This is a genomic window from Tardiphaga sp. 172_B4_N1_3 (genome assembly GCF_052076035.1).
Classification (GTDB): domain Bacteria; phylum Pseudomonadota; class Alphaproteobacteria; order Rhizobiales; family Xanthobacteraceae; genus Tardiphaga; species Tardiphaga robiniae.
Map to the genome: position 1 here is coordinate 3019362 of NZ_CP197238.1, position 18789 is coordinate 3038150.

Annotated in this window: 20 protein-coding genes; 7 read left to right on the forward strand and 13 right to left on the reverse strand. The window is 61.2% G+C overall.

Features of this window, described 5'->3' with window-relative positions:
* Positions 1-36 precede the first annotated feature (36 nt).
* From AB7783_RS14345 to AB7783_RS14355, 3 genes are all read right to left on the reverse strand, one after another.
* Entirely contained in the window at positions 37-1893 is a 1857-nt protein-coding gene (locus AB7783_RS14345) for a flagellar hook-basal body complex protein (protein WP_309948188.1), read from the reverse strand.
* 217 nt (positions 1894-2110) lie between these two features.
* Positions 2111-2617, reverse strand: coding sequence for a peptide-methionine (R)-S-oxide reductase MsrB (msrB, locus tag AB7783_RS14350; protein ID WP_120291386.1), 507 nt, complete (start codon positions 2615-2617; stop codon positions 2111-2113).
* Between the two features lie 129 nt (positions 2618-2746).
* On the reverse strand, positions 2747-4120 hold the full coding sequence (locus AB7783_RS14355; protein WP_441277998.1) for an NAD(P)/FAD-dependent oxidoreductase: 1374 nt from the start codon (positions 4118-4120) through the stop codon (positions 2747-2749).
* Between the two features lie 135 nt (positions 4121-4255).
* Here AB7783_RS14355 and AB7783_RS14360 point away from each other — a divergent pair, with 135 nt between their 5' ends.
* Positions 4256-4792 (forward strand): SixA phosphatase family protein, encoded by a 537-nt coding sequence (locus AB7783_RS14360; RefSeq protein WP_184518791.1) that lies wholly within the window; start codon positions 4256-4258, stop codon positions 4790-4792.
* 58 nt (positions 4793-4850) lie between these two features.
* Positions 4851-5276, forward strand: a complete 426-nt coding sequence (locus AB7783_RS14365) for a universal stress protein (protein WP_441277999.1) — start codon at positions 4851-4853, stop codon at positions 5274-5276.
* 63 nt (positions 5277-5339) lie between these two features.
* On the opposite strand, the gene AB7783_RS14370 is transcribed toward AB7783_RS14365, so the two are convergent.
* Together AB7783_RS14370 and AB7783_RS14375 are read right to left on the reverse strand one after the other, a co-directional pair.
* Complete coding sequence (locus AB7783_RS14370; protein WP_441278000.1) at positions 5340-6176, reverse strand: hypothetical protein; 837 nt, start codon at positions 6174-6176, stop codon at positions 5340-5342.
* Positions 6177-6335: 159 nt separating this feature from the next.
* Entirely contained in the window at positions 6336-6950 is a 615-nt protein-coding gene (locus AB7783_RS14375; protein ID WP_441278001.1) for a hypothetical protein, read from the reverse strand.
* A 70-nt stretch (positions 6951-7020) separates the two neighbouring features.
* Here AB7783_RS14375 and AB7783_RS14380 point away from each other — a divergent pair, with 70 nt between their 5' ends.
* The gene (locus AB7783_RS14380; protein WP_089265199.1) at positions 7021-7455 is read left to right on the forward strand and encodes a hypothetical protein; all 435 of its coding nucleotides are present in this window, start codon (positions 7021-7023) and stop codon (positions 7453-7455) included.
* 74 nt (positions 7456-7529) lie between these two features.
* On the opposite strand, the gene AB7783_RS14385 is transcribed toward AB7783_RS14380, so the two are convergent.
* Positions 7530-8036 carry a YciE/YciF ferroxidase family protein gene (locus AB7783_RS14385; RefSeq protein ID WP_068735594.1) on the reverse strand — a complete coding sequence of 169 codons (507 nt, stop codon included), beginning with the start codon at positions 8034-8036 and terminating at the stop codon, positions 7530-7532.
* Between the two features lie 402 nt (positions 8037-8438).
* On the opposite strand from AB7783_RS14385, the gene AB7783_RS14390 reads away from it, so the two are divergent.
* Both AB7783_RS14390 and AB7783_RS14395 read left to right on the forward strand, forming a co-directional pair.
* On the forward strand, positions 8439-9515 hold the full coding sequence (locus AB7783_RS14390) for a lysylphosphatidylglycerol synthase transmembrane domain-containing protein (protein WP_184518800.1): 1077 nt from the start codon (positions 8439-8441) through the stop codon (positions 9513-9515).
* An 80-nt stretch (positions 9516-9595) separates the two neighbouring features.
* Positions 9596-11554: a hypothetical protein gene (locus AB7783_RS14395; protein ID WP_441278002.1), complete on the forward strand. Its 1959-nt coding sequence runs from the start codon at positions 9596-9598 to the stop codon at positions 11552-11554.
* 53 nt (positions 11555-11607) lie between these two features.
* Here the strand turns inward: AB7783_RS14395 and AB7783_RS14400 are convergent, their stop codons facing one another.
* On the reverse strand, positions 11608-13152 hold the full coding sequence (locus tag AB7783_RS14400; protein WP_441278003.1) for an MFS transporter: 1545 nt from the start codon (positions 13150-13152) through the stop codon (positions 11608-11610).
* Positions 13153-13310: 158 nt separating this feature from the next.
* Between AB7783_RS14400 and AB7783_RS14405 the strand changes: the two genes are divergently transcribed.
* Positions 13311-14168 carry a LysR family transcriptional regulator gene (locus AB7783_RS14405; protein ID WP_068735591.1) on the forward strand — a complete coding sequence of 286 codons (858 nt, stop codon included), beginning with the start codon at positions 13311-13313 and terminating at the stop codon, positions 14166-14168.
* Here the strand turns inward: AB7783_RS14405 and AB7783_RS14410 are convergent.
* The 4 genes from AB7783_RS14410 to AB7783_RS14425 all read right to left on the reverse strand — a co-directional run bounded on the left by AB7783_RS14410 (position 14165) and on the right by AB7783_RS14425 (position 16930).
* Positions 14165-14734 carry a DUF4865 family protein gene (locus AB7783_RS14410; RefSeq protein WP_441278004.1) on the reverse strand — a complete coding sequence of 190 codons (570 nt, stop codon included), beginning with the start codon at positions 14732-14734 and terminating at the stop codon, positions 14165-14167. The two genes, AB7783_RS14405 and AB7783_RS14410, sit on opposite strands and share 4 nt — an antisense overlap.
* A 267-nt stretch (positions 14735-15001) precedes the next feature.
* On the reverse strand, positions 15002-15637 hold the full coding sequence (locus AB7783_RS14415) for a DUF2147 domain-containing protein (RefSeq protein ID WP_120291400.1): 636 nt from the start codon (positions 15635-15637) through the stop codon (positions 15002-15004).
* A gap of 71 nt (positions 15638-15708) precedes the next feature.
* Positions 15709-15873, reverse strand: a complete 165-nt coding sequence (locus AB7783_RS14420) for a hypothetical protein (protein ID WP_441278005.1) — start codon at positions 15871-15873, stop codon at positions 15709-15711.
* A 28-nt stretch (positions 15874-15901) separates the two neighbouring features.
* Entirely contained in the window at positions 15902-16930 is a 1029-nt protein-coding gene (locus tag AB7783_RS14425; RefSeq protein ID WP_441278006.1) for an NAD(P)/FAD-dependent oxidoreductase, read from the reverse strand.
* Positions 16931-17130: 200 nt separating this feature from the next.
* Here AB7783_RS14425 and AB7783_RS14430 point away from each other — a divergent pair, with 200 nt between their 5' ends.
* Positions 17131-17583 (forward strand): acyl-CoA thioesterase, encoded by a 453-nt coding sequence (locus AB7783_RS14430; protein WP_441278007.1) that lies wholly within the window; start codon positions 17131-17133, stop codon positions 17581-17583.
* 19 nt (positions 17584-17602) lie between these two features.
* On the opposite strand, the gene AB7783_RS14435 is transcribed toward AB7783_RS14430, so the two are convergent.
* Together AB7783_RS14435 and AB7783_RS14440 are read right to left on the reverse strand one after the other, a co-directional pair.
* Positions 17603-17923, reverse strand: coding sequence for a 2Fe-2S iron-sulfur cluster-binding protein (locus AB7783_RS14435; RefSeq protein WP_089265206.1), 321 nt, complete (start codon positions 17921-17923; stop codon positions 17603-17605).
* 166 nt (positions 17924-18089) lie between these two features.
* Complete coding sequence (locus AB7783_RS14440) at positions 18090-18560, reverse strand: Hpt domain-containing protein (protein WP_349633085.1); 471 nt, start codon at positions 18558-18560, stop codon at positions 18090-18092.
* Positions 18561-18789 lie beyond the last annotated feature (229 nt).

An 18789-nucleotide genomic window follows, 5' to 3' on the forward strand; every position in this document is an offset into this window, starting at 1 on the left:
TCACGCGGGAAGAAGGCCGCGGATGCGGCCTTGCGATTAACGCATCACGTTCAGCAGATCCTGAACCATAGTGTTGGCGGTCGTGATCACCTTGGTATTTGCCGAATAGGCCTGCTGGGTGACGATGAGCTTGGTGAATTCGTCGGCGATGTCGGTGTTCGACGACTCCAGCGACGAGCCGGAAATGCTGCCACCCTTGCCGTACAGCGCCTCGCCGGATTCGTTGGTGGTCTCGAACGCACCGCCGTCGATGCGCTTGAGGAAGTTGGCGCCGTTGAAGGTGGCGATACTGACTTCAGCAAGATCGATGTTGCGGCCGTTGGAGTAGCTGCCGACCACGCGTCCTTCGTTGCTGACCGATACGCTCTGCAGCTGACCCGCAGCATAGCCGTCCTGTTCGAGCTGATTGACCTGAACGTTGCCGTTGGTGTCGGCGAACTGGGTCAGGCCACCGGTGCCGAACGCCATGGTCACGTTGCCGAGTGCCTTGCCCGAGACGGTCAGGCCGGTCAGCGTGATCTGACCGACGACCGGCTGCATCTGGCCGTTCGGTCCGAACTTGAAGTCGGTGCCGACATTCTGCCAGGCAGCGGTCGCGCCCGTGGCCGCGGGGTCGGTCTGGTAGAACAGGTTCCAGGTATCCGTTCCGCCCTGCGTGGCGGACTCGACCTTCGCCCACCTGAATTGCAGGCTGACCGGTGCACCGTTGCCGTCATAGACGGTTTTGGCGCCACCGCTGATCGATTCATCGAGAAAGGTCTGAGCGTCACTGCCGATCACGATGCCGGTGCCTGCCGTGCCGCCGCCCGAACGAAGGCCGGTGACAGTGCCGGTGAAGCCCAGGGCCTGGAATGCGGCAACCGCCGTGGTCGTCGAACCTGCGGCCAGCGTAAAATCGTTTGCCGTACCGGAGTTCAACGTGATCACGCCGGTGGCGGACACGCTCGATAGCGGCGAGGTGTTGCCGGTCGCGGCATCGATGGCGGTGAGCACGTCGCCGACATCGGCCGTATCGATAGGGATGAAGGTCGTGCCCGGCACGGCCGCGGGAGCAACGGCGCCCGTGTAGAACGAAAGCGTCTTGGTCGTGGTGACACCGGCACTGGTGGTCTTCAGCACGAGCGTATCGCCGTTTGCGAAGCCGACCGGCAGCGTATCGCTGCCGGATACGGGCGCAAGTTTGGTATTCGCCGAGATCGGCGCCGGCGTCGTCGCGAAATTATTGCGCGCGTTTCCGGGAACAGCAGTATTCCCGAAGGGCGTTGCCGCAGTGCCCAACACGCGCGGGTTTGACACGAAGTCGGCCGATCGCAGCAATTCGGAACCGGGCACCGATGTCTGATGCTTGGTGGTCAGCGGATAGCTGGCGAGGTTGGCGCGGTAGTCAATCTTGGTGGTGGCCTGCGACGGCAGGAAGTCATTCTGGAAGCGCAGCACTTCCGGCGAGCTGCCGGCCGGGTTGCCGGTCGTGGGATCAATCTTGACGCCCTGAAGATAGTAGCCGGCGCCGTTGACGAGATAGCCGTTCTTGTCGAGCGAGAAGTCGCCGCGACGGGTGTATTTGTTGACGCCGTCAAACACCGGCGTGCTGTCGGAGACGTTGCCCGGCTTCTGTACCGCAAAGAAACCGTCGCCGTTGATGGCCATGTAAGTCGCCACCGAAGACGACTGCACCGAACCCGCGATGGTGTTGGTGCTGCGCGATTGCGCCGTCACGCTGCCGGCCACCTGGGCGGATGTGCCGGCATCGGGAATGAGGTCGAGGAAGCTGGTGTCGATCCGCTTGAAGGCGGTGGTTTGCGAGTTCGCGATGTTGCCGGAAATGTTTTCCAGCGCATAGGAGTTCGCCCGCAGGCCCGCAACGGACGTGGTGAGAGCGCCGAAGATACCCATTACATCGTCTCCAACTTCGATCCGGGCGGCCCGCCGGACGGTGCCAAATTCACAGCCGCTGTCGGAGGAGATGTCGCAAGCCCCGTGCCAAGGGGATAAATTCAACGAATTCAACGCACTAAACAAAGAACCCCGGTCCATGGACCGGGGCACAATTGCCTAGCGGGGAAATAATTGCCGGATCGGCGCCTGATTTCGCCGGGTTCTGCGTAGCTGCTCAGGTCGCCGACGGCGCGGCCGGTTTGAAGATCATCGCGAAGCCGTCCATGCAGTAGCGCAGGCCGGTCGGCTTCGGGCCGTCATCGAAGACGTGACCGAGATGGCCACCGCAGCGACGGCAATGGATCTCGGTGCGAACCATGCCGAGCGTCGAATCCTTGCGCTCGCCCACGGCATTCTGCAGTGGCTGCCAGAAGCTCGGCCAGCCGGTGCCGCTCTCGAACTTGGTCTCCGACGAGAACAGCGGATTGTCGCAGCCGGCGCAGGCGAAGGTGCCCTTGCGCTTTTCCTTGTTCAGCGGGCTCGAATACGGCCGCTCGGTGCCTTCCTTGCGCAGGATCTCGTATTGCTGCGGCGTCAGTTGCTTGCGCCATTCCTCATCGGTCTTCATGACTTCGAACTTCTCGTCCGAGGCAGCCCGCGCCGGCGAAGCCGTCAGCCATTTCAGCGACAGCAATCCTCCCAGGCCAGCAGCGGTCGTCAACAGAAAGCGGCGGTCGATCATGGTTGGTCTCCCTGACAATCGAGACAATCATCTCGTTCGCTTGAAATACGGGCGGACGAGCCGGAAGTTACACGCCGGTTCCGAAATATTACTCACGTTTTGTTGCGCGCCCCAACCGGGTGGATCGGCCTAGCCCGGCCGCGGGCCCCGCGTTCCCGCGCGCAGATTGGCCTCGGCCAGCCGGGCCTCACGGATCCGCTCCCGCGCCCGGGCCCGTTCGCGATACCGCGCCAGCGTGCCGGCCAGCGCCGAGCCCTGCCGCTCCCATAGCCCGACCGCGTAGCCGACGGCCCGCCCGGTCGTGCCACCAGCCCAGACCAGTTCGAACGGCGCGAACAGCTTGAAGCGGTCGTCATAGGCATACATGCCACGGGCGATCAGTTGTCCGGCCATGGCCGTCGTGTTCAGGCCCCGATGGCTGAAGCCGCTGGCGACCCACAATCCCTGACGGAGTTGCCCGATCTGCGGCATGCCGTGCACGGTCTGGCCGAGCGCGCCGCCGAAGGTCTCGGCCATGGCAACCTTGCCCAGCGCCGGAAACACGGTGCGGATGCGACGCGCGATGGCGCCGGCATAGCGCTCCGGCTGCCCGGCCCATGTTGTTTCCGGGCTCGACCACATCAGCCGATCACCATCGACAATACGAAAATGGTCGACGCCGTCGCTATCACTCACCGAGCCCTGAAATGTCACCGCCTCGGCGAGACGCTCACCGAGCGGTTCGGTGATGCCGGCATAGCGCCACACCGGCAACAGCGTGTCCGACAGCTTTTGCGCAGGCGCACCGAGATGGATGTTGCCGGCCAGCACGATGTGCGTGGCCCGCATCCGCGCCGACGGCGTCACGATGCGTTTGCGGATGCCGCCGGCATCGATGCTGACCACCGGCGTGTCCTCGAAGATCCGCACACCAGCCTGTTTTGCCAGCGCTGCGAGACCCAGCAGATATTTGCGGCCATCGATCTGGAACGCCTTCGGATAGTGCACGCCGTGAAAGTAGCGTTTGGTTTTCAGCACATCGCGGACGCGGTCGATCTGCCAGCCGTCCACTTCAGTATCGAAATCTTCGCCGAGCATCTGCAGGCGGGCGATCAGGCGATCGCCGACATCGACATTGGAGACTTCCAGCGCCCCCTCGGACAGGCCGAGACCGGGGATCAGGTCGTCTGATGCCTGGGTCCGGACATACTCTGCGCCCTGCTTCGACAGCGCCCACAACTCACGAGCGTCCTCCAGGCCAACACGCGCAATCAGATCGGCGAGCGGCAGGCCAAAGCCCGGCATCACGGTTCCCAGCTGGTTGCCGGACGCGTTCCAGCCGACATGGCGCCCTTCGAGCACCGCGACGCTCGCACCCAGACGCGCCGCTTCCAGCGCAATGCTGAGCCCGGCGAGCCCGGCCCCGACCACGCAGACATCGACATCGAGGCTGAAGGTCAGCCGCGCGCGGTCGGCGTCGGCGACCTCAGGTCCAAATGTCACGCTTGCGGAAGGGGCGGTCATAACGTTTTCTTACGGACAGGTGGGGCGCTTGTCACCTTGTCCTCACGGTTCATGTCCATTAATCCGCAGACCTGACGTCTGGCGCGACCGCGCCGCCCGCCTCGCTACTACCTCTTGCCGAATCGAGATCGCGCCATGCGCCGTTTACTGCTGCTGCGTCACGCCAAGACTGAAACGGACGCGCCGAGCGGCAAGGATTTCGATCGCAGGCTGGATGACCGCGGCCGGCTGGATGCGGCTCTCATGGGCGCCTGGCTCAGCAGAAATCCGCCCCTGCCCGATCTGGTCTGCGTCTCCACGGCGGTACGCGCGCAGCAGACCTGGAGCCTCGTGGCCGCGGCAATGCCAGCGGCGAAACCGACAGTCGCCAGCCTGGATGAACTCTATGGCGCCGGCCTCTCCGAATTGCTGGCGGTGATCCGCGGCGCAGCCGTGGAAGATCCAGAGCAGCTGATGCTGGTCGGCCACAATCCCGGCCTGCATGAAATGGCGCTCAGCCTGATTGGCGGCGGCGATGCCGCAGGCAGGAAAGCCGTCGCCGACAATCTGCCAACCGGCAGCATCGTGGTGATCGACTTTCCCATCGAGGACTGGAACGACGTTGCCTTCCGCGATGGAAAACTCGTGCAATTCGTCAGTCCGAAACTGCTGAAGGGCGCCGCGGGCGAATAAGCTGCGCCCATCGGAACCGGTTTGTGCTATCCTTCTCCGGACGACGATGGAGGTGCACATGTACAAATCCATTCTGGTCCCGATCGATCTGGCCGAAACCGATGTGGCCAAACCCGCGATTGCCCAGGCCGCGACGCTGTCGCAAACCTTCGGTGCCACCGTCCGGCTGCTCAACATAATGCCGATGACGCCGGTGATGCTGGCCGAATATGTCCCGGCGGATTTCGATACTCAGCAACTGGAATCGTCGCAGACCGCTCTTGCGGCGGTGGCACGCGATTGCGGCATCGACAGTAGCCGCGTCTCCAGCGTGGTGCGACAGGGCGGCATCTATCACGAGATTCTCGAAGAAGCCTCGGCGATCAAGGCCGATCTCATTGTGATGACCTCGCACCGCCCGGCGATGCGCACTTACTTCCTCGGCTCCAATGCCGGCCATGTGGTGCGCTATGCGAAATGTTCGGTACTGGTGGTACGGCCTTAGGACAACCCTCTCTTTCACCACTTTTGGTCGTGCCGTCAAAAGCAAACTCAGTTGCTCGACATGTCACCGTCTTGGCAATAGCGTTTCCAATTGAAGACGCTGCAACGTCGAGTCTAGTCTCTGTCGGGTGTCGAGCGAAACACCGCCGCGGTAAGTGATTGCTGGTGGTGAACCGGAACGTCCTTGACGTACTTTCGGCACATAGTCCGAAGCGGGTGCACTTACTCCACCGCGAGGAAAATTTGTCACCTCGACTAGCATAGGCCTCTTGGGAGTTGCATCGGAAAAAGCAATATCGAGTATATGGGTCGTCTCGCTTGAAGCCCCCATATTGAAGCCTGCACCTGGAATGCGCGTCAGTATCCACGATGGGGAAATGCCGCCTCCAGCCTTTATGGAAAAATCAATTCTATATCCGAGGTCATCCGGCTCCACCCCGATAACATCGTCCGATCCTCGTTCCCGCAACGAATCACCAAGCGATTCAATTAGTCCGAGTCGGCCTGTCATAATCGAGCCGAACGCTTCCTTCTTGCAAACGTACCGCGGCAGATCTCTTAACAGCAGCGTTCGCTTTGTTGTGAGTGTTTTGATTCCATCAATGACAAATTCGCCGGAAGCACCAATTCCGAAGACATCAGGGTTGAGATAATCAACCTTCGGACCGAAACTGCCTCGATCTTCTCTCTTCAACGTAATGGTGAAGCTTGCAGCCCAATGATGGAGCCAAGGATAATCTGCCTTGTACTTAGATAAGGCTTCCTGCAACTCGCATTCCACATTGTCGACGACTTGCTCCATAGAGAAATGAGGAGCAATTCTTCCGCGGAAATCTGTGCACCCCAGCATGGCTCCGATTGATATAAAGCACACGAAAAGTCCCATTTTTTGAACTATCATTTTGCCCCCCCGGCCAGTTCAAAACAACGATCAACAAGAAAATACAACCTAAAGTATAATCATAAATGCGCTACAGCCAGATTAAATGCAACAAGAATTTCGATGCATACTCCCGCGGAAAAGCGCGCGCGATGCGCGCTTCTTGCAGAGGAACCATTTCTACGACAACAGCTCGGCGGGTACACTGCTGAATGTGTAGTTGCGCGGTTTGTTGCGGCGGATGAAGCCGCTGATCTGCCAGCCGAAGAATACTGAGAAGCCAATGATGAAGACCACGCCGGCAAACTCGCCGGTGAGCAGCGCACGCAGGAGCAGCGCTGTCATTGCGAGACCGACAAAAGCCAGTGCCGCGACAATCATTGTGTAGATGCCTGGTCGCAGGCCGGAGCTCAGCCTGGCTAGACTACCTGCCGCAGCGAGGCGTCGATGTAGCTCCAGGATAAACGCGCTGTAGCCCGACTGCGGCTCCATCAGCGCGACGGTTTGTTTCGACGTCGAGAAGATCGTGATGTGACGACCGTCGGCATGATCGATATCGGCGCGAAAGCGGCGGTGCTGCATCCCCATCGGCCGATAGGACAACCGGATCGCCGCGACATCCGCATAGGCCCAGACACCAGAGCGACGACCTGTGCGCCATAACAAACCTTCATCGGTCAATTCATAACGATGCGCGGCGCCAATCAGGGAGGCCTTGTAAGCATAGGTGTGCCCCGACCCTGCCGCTTCTGCGGCAGACGATGCGTCCCTGCGCCTGAAGAGGGTCTTGAGCAAACAGAAGTCCCCTGCACTGTTCGATCTCGCTTGCTTGCGCGATCGCCTGCATGTCCCTTACAAGCTTGCCATGGCCGAGACGACCACTTTTCCGCGCCGCCTGATTCTGGCCGGCGCGATGATTTCAGGATTGCTGCTGGCGCTGGCCGTACACATGCTCGGCCAGCGATTCGGCCTCGACCTCGGTGGCCTCTGGCGCAACGATCCCGACAATTTCATGCCGATCGGATCGGCCTTCGCCTGGTGGCTGATAGCGGCGATGGCCTTTGTCGGCGGCTATGTGACCGCTAACCTGCTGCACAGCGCAGCATCCGGTCGCATCCCGCAGCGCATGCGGCAATTTTTGATCACCATCGGCGTGCTATTTCTGGCCGGCGCCGGTCAGGCGGCCTCGGCGCCCAACGCTATACCGACGGCATCGGGTGTTCTGGCCAGTCTTGCCGCCCTCGGCCTCGGCGGCGTCATGGCGTTCTGCGGCGCCCATTTTGCGCTGCGAAAGGCATAGGCGAAGCCCAAAAAAAATCGCGCAGGCTTTCGCCCGCGCGATTGTTCTGTGCCGTGTGATCGCTGGTACCGCGATCAGCTTGCGGCGCGCATATTGACCTTGCCTTCGGCCAATGACGTCAGCTTCTTGTCGGTGGTCTTTTCCTCATCGAGCGTCTTCTGCAGCACGGCCGCGCAATCGTTGCGGCCAAGCTGGCGCGCCCACGCGATCAGGCTGCCGTAACGCGCGATCTCGTAGTGCTCGGCGGCCTGAGCCGCATTGATCAGCGCGGCGTCGAGTACCTTCTTGTCCTCGACTTCCCCGGCGGTCTCGTCGGCTTCCTTGATGATACCGTCGATTGCCGGGCAGGTAACCGCCTTCACCTCGGCGCCGTGCATGGCGAAGACCTGCTCAAGCCGCTGCACATGCACTTCGGTTTCTTGCAAATGCGTCTTGAAAGCCTGCTTCAACAGTGGTTCTGCAGCCTTGTCAGCCATTTTCGGCAGCGCCTTCAGAAGCTGCTTCTCCGCGTAATAAATGTCCTGCAGCTGGTGCACAAACAGGTCATCCATCGTCTTGATGTCCTTGGTGAACAGTCCCATCGTTTCAATCCCGGTGTTCTGGAACGGGGTGGCCGCTGCGGCGCATTGTCCCGCTCGGTTGCGATAGGCCGGTAACCATCGATATTGGGACGTGTTCCGGGACCGTCTTGATTTGCCGCATGGAACATTCGACTTGCCCGCCTATATGAAATGCGGGACGAATGGCTCGGAATTGTCTGTGCGATTGTCGTGCAGGGTCAGGGCTTTGCAGCCGGCGCGGGTATGTGGCGACCTTGCGGCGCGGTATTAACGCTGGCGCTGTCAAGGACTGCACAACGAAACGTTTTTGCCGTAAGGGTTTGGGCTTGATGAGTGAACTTCGCGTATGAGTGAATTGGTCGCCGCTTGCCGCCTGTTACCCCGATCGGCTTTCCACCTGTTCGCGCTCCGCCGGGAGGACGAATGCAACGATTGCTGACCGCGCTCGGGCGCGGCTTCAAGCAACACGTCGGCTGGAAACGGCTGGGTGTTGTCGCAAGCCTGATCGTCATCGCCCTCGCCATCTCCCATCTGGTGCATACGCTGAAGGGCCTCGATACCGCCAAGATCCTGGCGGCGATGGCCGCAAAATCGACGATGCAAATCGCCATGGCGACGCTGTGCGTGATCGGCGCCTTCTGCACTCTCACCTTCTACGATTACTTCGCGCTCAGAACGATCGGCAAGAAGCATGTGCCGTATCGGATCGCGGCACTCTCGGGCTTCACCAGCTACACCATCGGCCACAATATCGGGGCCACCGTGTTCACTGGCGGCGCCATCCGCTTCCGCATCTATTCGGACTACGGATTGAATGCCATTGACGTCGCCAAGATCTGCTTCATCTCCGGACTGACCTTCTGGCTCGGCAATCTGTTCGTGCTAGGCATCGGCATGGTCTGGCATCCGCAGGCCGCTTCGGCCATCGATCTCCTGCCCAATGCCATCAATCGGCTGATCGGGTTCGGCTGTCTGGCCGGCATCATCGGCTATCTGGTCTGGCTGTCGGTCGGCAAGCAACGCCGCGAGCTCGGTCAGAACGGCTGGAAGGTCGTCCTGCCTTCCGCCCAGTTGACGCTGCTGCAGATCGCCATCGGCGTTGTCGATCTCGGCTTCTGCGCGCTGGCCATGTATCTGCTGATGCCCGATCAGCCCTATATCGATTTCGTCTCGCTGGCTGTGGTGTTCATCCTCGCCACCCTGCTGGGCTTCGCCAGCCATGCCCCGGGCAGCCTTGGCGTATTCGACGCCGCTTTGCTGGTGGCGCTGCCGCAGTTCCGCCAGGAGGAGCTGGTCGCCACCGTGGTCATGTTCCGGATCCTGTATTTCATGATCCCGTTCGCCATCTCGATCTGCATCATGGGCACCCGCGAAATCTGGCTCAGTGTCATCCAGCCATGGCACAGGCGCCGCCTGGATGACCGCAATGAACGTCGCGAGATCGAGCCCGCCCCGGTCGTGGTGCATGAGCAGCCATTGAAGCGTCAGTCACAGGGTTGAATCAGTCCCGGGCGTGCCACATCACGCGTCCGGCCAATCGATTTCTTACTTCCGCCCCATACGTGACGTTCAACACCGCCATGGCCCCCATCTATTTCAGACGTTCATTGATCAACCTCGCCGTGCTGCTCGGCATGCTGGGCGCGCTGCCGGTTGAACTGGCCGCCGCGCAGGGCGTGGCCAACAGTTCGATCCAGATTTCCTGGGAAGTGCGCAACCGCTTCCGGCTGTTCCGCGAAGAACGTGACTTCCAGCTCCATGTCGACGCCATGCGCAACCGCAGCGTGCTGGCCGCCGAACAGGCTTTGGGCGTGCAGAGCGATGGCCGCGGTTGGGCGCGCAACACCGTCAACCGGCTGTGCATCGATCTGGCCGGAAAGGTCAGCGAGCCCTGCACCCGCGACACCGTCAAGGAAAGCTACCTGACGCCGACCGAACATCCGATCACCGTCCGCCTTACCGGCGAAGTGCCGGTCGGTGCGATCTGCGCCTGGACCTTCGAGGACGGCGAAGGCCCGCGTCAATCCACCCTCGACTGCGCCGAGTCGATCAATTTCCGCGCCATCTATGGTCGCCGCACGGTCGCGACTGTGGAGGTTACCAGCGGCGCCGAGGCTCCTGTGCGGGTCAGCGCCGACATCGCCGTGCGCGACATCCTGATTGCGGGCCTCGGCGATTCCATTGCGTCGGGTGAAGGCAATCCGGATCGTCCGGTTGCGCTGTCCGATGACGGTTTCTGCTTCCGCTCTTATCTCGGCGGCCCCAGCGGGCAGTTCTATCGGCCGAGCCGTGCCGGCTTCAAAGGTGGCCGTTCCTGCGACTCCTATGAGTCGCTGCAGGCCTGGCAGCGCGCGGGCGCGCAGTGGTTCAACGCCGCGTGCCACCGTTCGCTCTATAGCTACCAGACCCGCGCCGCGCTGGCGCTTGCCGTGCAGTATCCGCACGTCGCCGTCACCTATCTGCCGCTGGCCTGTTCGGGCGCGACCATCGCCGACGGATTGCTGGGTGGACAGCGCGCGCGTGAGTGCCTCACCACGAAGAATGCGAGCACCTGTGCGGGCAGCGTCAACGCGCAGATCGCCGAACTGCGCGAAGCCATCACTGCCGCCAAGCGCCGTCAGCCGGCACGCCGGCTCGATCTCGTGCTGCTGTCGATCGGCGCCAACGACATCAACTTCTCCGGGCTCGTTGCCGACGTCATCGTCGAGAACGCCACCGAACGTGCGCTGTTCAAGCGCGGCGGCATTCTTGGCTCGGTCGAGGACTCCCGCAGCGCGCTGGTCCGCGAACTGCCCTCCAGCTTCGGCAAGGTGCGGGAAGCCCTGAAGCCGCTGCTCGGCGGAGACATGTCGCGCGTGGTGTTTGCCGCTTACGCCAACCCGACTTTCGCCAATGGCGCACCCTGCCCCGGCGGCCCGGCCGGCTTCGACGTGCATCCGTCATTCTCAGCCGATCCGCAGCGGCTGGCCAATGTCGCGAATTTCGTCGAGTCCGAATTCCTGCCGCAACTGAAGTCCATCGCGCTGTGCCAGGGCGGCGTACTGTGCCGCAATCCCGAAGCCGACCGCATGACCTTCGTCGATCAACATCAGGCGAGTTTCGCCAATCACGGCTTCTGCGCACGCTCCGCATCCGATCCCGAATTCGATCGCGCCTGCTTCTCGCCCAAGGGCGACAGCTTCGAGAGCAGTCTCGTCGAAGCGGCGGCGCAGCCGATGGTGTGCGGTCGCGGCGCCAGCGAATTCCGCCCCTATTTGCCGCGTGGCCGCTGGATCCGCGACGCCAATGACAGCTACTTCGCGGCGATGACCTATCCGCAGGGCTATTCGGCGGCGATCCAGCCGGCCGATATCCACGATGCGACCTGGGGCATTCTCTCGGCCGTTTATGGCGGCGCGATCCATCCCACCGGCGAAGGTCATGCAGCAATGGCCGATGCCGTCGTGCCGGCAGCGGCGAGCGTATTGCGGCTGGGCGCGGAAGCTGATGTCACGCAGGAGCCGCTGGCACCGATGGTGCTGCAGCCAGCCGCCCGATAGGACGATCAGCTCAGCTATCCATCGCGGTCCCGGCAGAAGCGAAGCGGTCCGGACTACGCCCGACCGTCGCCTTCGACACAGCTTTGACCATGTGGCGCGCGTCTCGGCAGTCCATGGCCGAAGACAACAAAGCTGATGCCCGCGAGAATCCACACGCTCATTCCGCCATAGAGCATGACCCAGCCGAACCCTTGGGTCAGGGCGTCTTGAATGACGGCTCCGCCGGGATTGTATTCGGACGCGAGCGCCGTGCCGGCGGCGACGCTCTCTGCCAGCGAGCGTAAGAGCTCGACACTGGTACCGCTTGGTAGCGCGGCCTTCAAAGACGCACGAACTCCCTCGACGAGAATGAGGCCCATGAGCGCGATGTTGATGGCAAGCGCAATCATGCGGGCGCTCATATCGATGCCTGACGCCATGCCCGCGCGTTCCTGCGGCACTGATCCGGTCGTCGTGTTGGTCACGGGCGTATTGGTCAGCCCCAATCCGATGCCGGCAAGGACGCATCCCGGCAGCATCGTCAGCCAGCTCGCATGCGCGACCGAGCTGCCGATCTTCATGGCGAAGAACCCCGCTCCGATCGTGAACAGGCCGAGCGGGATGACCAGACCCGGATGGAAACGTAGCACGAGCCGTTCGGCCACCGGCGGCACGACCAGCGTCGGCAACGTATAGGCCAGAAGCGACAGTCCGGCGCCGACGCTGCTATAACCTAACCCTGCCTGGAAATAGATCGGCAGATAGATCATGAACGGCCAGAAGCTGAAGTTCATGGCCATCGAGCCGACCAGCGCGCCGGAAAAATTACGGATCCGAAAGACGGTGAAGTCGAACATCGGCCTCGGGCTGAAACGCTCGGCGAAGACAAAGCCGATCAGGCTTGCAGCGAACACGCCGACGACCGCAAACGCCGTCCTGCTGTCGAAGCCGATATCCGGGCCTTGCGTAATGAAGAATGCGAGGCAGAAGACTGCAAGCGAGAGCGTGATGATCCCTGCAAGATCAAGGCTGCTGGCCTCCGGATCGCGCGACTCGCGAACTCCGCTCCCGGCGAGGATCAGGGCGATCACGGCAAGCGGGACATGGATGAGGAAGGCCCATTCCCAGCTCGACAAAGCCACGATCGCACCACCGATGATCGGGCCGAAGCCCAGACCGATGCCAAAGATGATCCCCCACCAGCCGAATGCAACGGCGCGTTGCCGCCCTTCCGGAAATTGATGGGATAGCACCGCGACCTGGCAGATCAGCATCGCCCCGCCGCTCATGCCCTGGAGAAATCTGGCAACGATCAGCACCAATATATTTTCGGTCAGGCCGCAAAGCAGCGATGCAGCGGCAAACGCGACGATCGCAATCAGATAGACGCACTTGCGCCCATAGCGATCCGCGAGCGTGCCGGTTGCCATCAGCACCGTCGTCACCGCGATCGTATATGCATTCATGACCCATTGGAGCTGTTTGAAATCGGCATGAAGCACCCGCTCCAGTGTTGGCAGGACCGCGGGAATGCTGGAAATCTCCAGACCGAACATCAGGGAGGTGAGACAGGCAGCCGCCAAAGCCAATGTGCTTTGTCGTGTCGATTCGGAGAGCATGGGAGCCTTTCGGGATAATAACGCGCCACAGTGAAGCCCGACGACAGAGGACGAGGTCCACCCGGTCCGCGTTGTGATGAACGCAACATAGGCAGAGGTTGACCATTTCAGAATTGGATGATTGATTATTTCAGAGACAACAAATCTGGATAATTCAAATGAGCGCCCTGGACGTGGATGCCGTGCAGGCATTCGTGACCATCGCCAATCTTCAGAGCTTCACCCGCGCGGCGGAAGCGCTCGGCACGACGCAAGGCGCGATCAGCGTGAAGCTGAAGCGGCTGGAAGACCGCCTCGGCCATAAATTGATCGAACGAACCCCGCGAATGGTGCGCCTCTCGGCGCAAGGCGCGCTATTCGTCGATTCAGCCCGCGACTTCCTGGCCGCGCATGATCGCGCTGTCGCAGCGTTGTCTGCGACCCGTCGCCGTTTCGCACTCGGCATTGCGGCCCATGTGGCCGGGCCGGAGGTTCCGACGCTGCTGGCTCGCCTGAATGCCCATGACCCCACGCTCACGATCGAGGTTCGCCTCGATAATTCACGCAATTTGCTGGACGCATTCGACCGCGGCGAAATCGATGCGGCCATCGTCCGGCGTGAGGATGACCGACGCGACGGCGAAGTGCTTGCACCCGAGCATTTCGGCTGGTTCGCAGCACCAGGCTTTGTGCACCGGCCGGGCGAGGCATTGCGACTGGCGGCGCTAACGCCAGTATGTGGCGTGCACGACGTTGCCATTCATGCGCTGGACGCGGCCGGCATCGCATGGACGGAGGTGTTTCTCGGTGGCGGCTCTTCAGTCGTGTCGGACGCTGTCTCGGCCGGCCTCGCCACGGCGGTTTTCTCCTGCCGGCTTGCACCGGCCGGCACCATCGAAGTCAGCCAGAAGTTTGGCCTGCCACCGCTGGCGTCGTCGGAAATCGTACTTCTCTCGACACTGTCGGATATGCAGTCTCGCCAAGCGCTGCGAACCCTCGCGGCTGCGTTCCGCGAACACCGCGCGCATACGAGCTAGGTAGCGTATGGAAGGCGATCCAGCAGCGGCTGCGCCAGATGCAGGATCTGGTAGCAAGCGCCAGTATCGGTGCATTCATTCTCCGAGAGCAGGACGCGGGTGAAGACCCACTTCTCGGCATCCAATCCGATCACGGCTGCAACAATTCCGGCGCGAACCGAGAGATCCGCGTTGCGCTCGATCTCCCCTCTTATCGTTGTTTCAAGATCGGCGTCGGGCGGTATGGCGATATCTTGCCGATAGGCGAAGCGAGCTTTCCGGCTACGCCCCTTGCGGGCATCGAGGGCAACGCGTGTTTCGATCCGCGCCCGACCGAACATATCGACGACGAGCTTGTAACCGCCGCTCACGAGAAAATCGCGAAACGCCTCGTCGTGCCCCCACAGATAAAGCGAGGAATAGCTAGACGTCGTTGCACCGAAGCGCCCGCTCTCTCGCAAGAGAAATCCCTTGAAATAAAGCTCCGGCTTTGCATCCCAGAGCGGCCCACGCTCCTGTGCGCGTGAGCGGATCAAGCCGAGATCATAGTCGGCGGGCAAGCGATGCTCGTAATGCGCAACGATCATCGTGATGGGCTCCTTCAGCAGCCATTGTCATTGAATCGATGCACGATATCGATCGACGGGCCGCGAAGAACAGACGTGGAATCATATTTCTATGATCCGGTATTCAAATGAACGACGTCCGGAGAGAGCCGATAAGCAACGTTGGAAGCTGGCGCGCCACGATTGAATTGGCAGCGAAATGGCCGACGCGCCATGGCGTCGGCTTCCAGAATGCGGGGTGTTGGACAGTCTTCGCTTGTGGGGGAGCCACAAGCAAGTTGGCGGCGATCAGCGCGCGACGTTGCTACCCGGGGTCACGTTGCTGGCCTTCTTCATCGGCGCGACGGGGGCCTTCGCGGCGGCATTACCGACGGTTGGCGGCTTCACGGCTGCTGCCGCGAGGGTCGGCACATATTTCGCGATCACGGTTGGATCGAGCGAAGCCATTTCGGTATCGGGCAGACGGTACCAAGTCTCGTCCTTGCCGAGCAGCGCAATGCCCCAATAGCCACGCACGGTGAGCGCCCGACCATCGGCACTGACGCTCATCTTGGCCTTGTAGACCTTGCCGTCGCGCGGATCGAGAATGTTGCCGTTCTCGTATTTCAGTCCCTGCTGCTGCATGTTGCGGATGAAGGAGATGCCCAGCACTGGCTGGCCCTTCCGGTCATCGACGCACTTGCCGCAGAAGTCGTCGCCCGGCTTGTCATCGGGGCTCGGAAACGTCTTGGCGATCGCGCCTTCGAATACGCCGCCGCCATGGTCAACCACCAGAACCCAGACGACAGGCTTGTTATTCTCAACCTTCTGCCAAAGCCCGGCAGCAGTCGGCTCAGCGGCGTGTAGAGGGCCGGCAAACATCGCGCATGCGGCCAGACCTGAAGCGACTGTGAGCGCCAGACGTCGGGATCGAAGTTGTGCCATCGCCTTCCCCAGTGCAATTCGTCGTCCAGGCATCCGCCGAGTATCCGCACTCGATCCGATTGCATAGACTATCAATCTTCCGCGACGAGAGAGTGACTGCGGTTGATGGCTTTTGCAAGATTGCCGATCGCGCGCCGGATGTCCGATTGTGTCAGCGGCCACAGCTTTGCCACAAGCTGCCCCACCGAACCCGACGCGGTTACCGGCGATCCGAACCGCCTTTGCATCTTCGTCATACAAGATGATTCCAAAAACTACCCGAAGTTAGTTAACGCCGAGCTTCTTCTGCAGGCTGGAGGAGGACGTCGTGTATTGAAACACCAGCCGCTTGTCCGGATAGACGTAGTGATACGCCTTCTGCGCCATCAGCGCGCCCTCGTGGAAGCCGGACAGGATGAGCTTCAGCTTGCCGGGATACGTATTGATATCTCCAATGGCGAAGATGCCGGGCACATTGGTCTCGAACGACGCCGTCTCCACCGGGATCAGGTTGTTCTCCAGCGTGACGCCCCAATTGGCGACCGGACCGAGCTTCATGGTCAGGCCGAAGAACGGCAGGATCGTATTGCAGTCGATCCGGACACTTTCGTTGTCATTGCCCTTGATGACAGCCCCAGTGAGATGGCCTCCCTCGCCTTCGAGCGCTGTGACCTGACCGATCTGCAGGTCCATCTGACCGGCTGCCACGAGCTTGCGCATCTGCTCGACACTGTGAGGCGCAGCACGAAAATCATCGCGCCGATGCAAGAGCGTGACGCGCCGCGCGACCGAATGCAGGTTGAGCGTCCAGTCCAGTGCACTATCGCCGCCGCCGACAATCAGCAGATCCTTGTCGCGGAATTGCTCCATCTTGCGCACCGCGTAGAACACCGACGTGCCTTCATAGGCCTCGATGCCCGGCACCGGCGGACGCTTGGGCTGGAACGAGCCCCCACCGGCGGAGATCACCACCACCTTGGTTTCGAACACCTGGCCGGCATCCGTCGTGACACGAAACAAGGGATCGCCGATCTTCTCGATGGTCTCGATCATTTCATTCAGATGAAAGGTCGGATGGAACGGCTTGATCTGCTCCAGCAGTGCTTCGGTCAGCCCCTGACCGGTGACCAGCGGAATCGCAGGAATGTCGTAGATCGGTTTTTCTGGATAGAGCTCGGCGCATTGGCCACCGATCTTGTCCAAGATATCGACGAGGTGGACCTTCATATCGAGCAGACCAAGTTCAAAAACGGCGAACAGTCCGCAGGGGCCGGCGCCGATGATCAGCACGTCCGTCTTGATCGTTTCGCCCATAGTGTTTTTTCTCGGTTGAACCAGCCCTGCGAGATCGCAGAGCCCGGCGCCATCCGGCAATTGCGTCCAGCCTAGCGGCGCCACACGGGGAAAGCCACAGCGGCTCGGCCTGAAATCAGCATGTGTCCCGCCCTTGCCTGGGCTGTGCAACTGCGCTGTAACAGGCGCAAAGCTGCCAAGCATTGCTGGAGATCAATTTCGTGAACGTTCCTGCCCGCGCCCCGGCGCCCGTCCTCGACGACTATCCCTATCGCCTGTCGGACAATGTGCGCTTTGCGGATCTCGATCCGAACAACCACGTCAACAACGCGGTGTATTCGAGCTATTTCGAAACCAGCCGCGTGTTGCTGATGCGGGACCCGGCATGCGGGCTGATCGCGCCGGGGCAAAGCTGGGTGCTAGCGCGGCTCGATATTCACTTTCGCGCCGAATTGCACTGGCCCGGCAAGATCGAACTCGGGCTCGGCGTCACCAAGATCGGCCGGACCTCGGTGACCTATTCGCAGGTGGTGTTTTCGGAAGGCAAGTGCATGGCCTCGGCGATTGCAACGACCGTGATGGTCGGCCTCACCAACCGCCAGCCGACGCCGATCCCGCCCGAGGTCATCGAACGGTTTCAGCCATGGATGCTGCACGGCTTGAACGCGCAGTAAATAACAAGTCTTGGGAAGCTCAGGCCTGGCGTTCCGGCGTGATCACGACAAGCCCATCGAGTGCATCGGTGATCTTGATCTGGCACGACAGCCGGGAGTTCGGCTTGATGTCGTAACCGAAGTCCAGCATGTCCTCTTCCATCGGCGTCGGCGCACCGACGCGCTCCTGCCAGGCTTCGTCGACATAGACGTGGCAGGTGGCGCAGGCGCAGGCGCCGCCACATTCGGCTTCGATACCCGGGATGGCATTGCGAATGGCCGCCTCCATCACCGTGGAGCCGATCTCGGCGTCAATGCTGCGGGTCTCACCGGAGTGATCGACAAAGTTTATCTTGGCCATGATGCTCGCGCTGCCGAAAGGAAGATACCGGCTGTCCTATAACGGGTCGATCCGGATCGCGCCAGCGCTCCGCAGCAAAACCGTCATCTAGAAAAGCAGGGCCAAGCATGACCCCTTTGGGGGATTAAAAACGGTCCCTTTGGGATCAAAGCTGATCCCTTGGGGATCAGGACCGTTTCAGAAGGACGTCGATCTCCGCCCGCGCCTCGAGAACGGCGTCGGTGAGCGTCATCAGGGCCTCCGCGGTATCGCTGCTGTCGCGCAGCGTCGTTTCCAGCCATTCGGCGGCTTCCGTGATGCGGAACGCGCCGACCGCCTGCGCGGAGCCCTTCAGCTTGTGCGTGAGTTCAGCCGCATCCGCCGGCATTTTGACGATCTTCTCGATCAACTCGCTCGACTGGGCCGCGAACATCGCCAGAACTTCACGTTCCAGGCTGCTATCGCCCATCGTCATACGTTGAAGGTGGGGGAAATCGATCGGTCCGTCATCGGGAACCAGCGGCGGTGACGGCATCCATTGAACCCGTTCGAGGTGAAGCGGCATTGATGATGGCCCAAATTCCCGCCAACCGAACGATCCGGCTGCGATTTTTTGCAGCCAAACACGGAATTGGTTAACGGAACGTTCTAGGTACAATCCGCCGGGTTGACGCAGTTTTGACGCAAACTCGCCACGATTGAGGGGCCATTCCGTTTATTTGAGGCGCTACAAGAAGTTACCGGGGGAAGCCGTTAACTATCATTAAGAATGTCTTAACCAGAACCATTTCATTCGCGCGACCAAGCCAATAGGATGTTTGCGGAAGTAGCGGACAAGCCGAGCGACCGGCAGTCCGAAATTCGTCCCGCGGGGTGCACATGGCCAG